Source organism: Escherichia sp. AM3 (assembly GCF_032029835.1).
In the GTDB taxonomy this organism is placed as follows: Bacteria; Pseudomonadota; Gammaproteobacteria; order Enterobacterales; family Enterobacteriaceae; genus Escherichia; species Escherichia coli.
This window is the reverse complement of sequence record NZ_JAVUPQ010001385.1, coordinates 1-229: the sequence shown is the minus strand read 5'-3', so window position 1 is coordinate 229 and position 229 is coordinate 1. Positions and strand designations below refer to the sequence as shown.

General features: G+C 38.0%; 1 protein-coding gene. It reads right to left on the bottom strand.

The window, feature by feature from the left end; translation table 11 throughout:
* Positions 1 to 229: dihydropteroate synthase (locus RTW80_RS31155; protein ID WP_312722147.1), on the bottom strand; the 229-nt coding region annotated here is incomplete at both ends.

Below are 229 nucleotides of genomic sequence, written 5' to 3'. Positions count from 1 at the left end.
CGTTCACGCTTTACACCAGCCTCAACTAAAGCAGCAATTCTTTCTTTAAAAAATTCCATCATGGAAGTAAAAACCTCTTCCGGATTCGTTTCAACTTTAGTAGCTGCACCAATTCGCTGAACGGAGTGCATCAACACAAGTTTGCAATCTGACTTTGCCAAGCCTGAATAAATCTCAGGATAAGGAAAACCTTGAATATCATTAATAAAATCAACCTTTTGTTCTATGC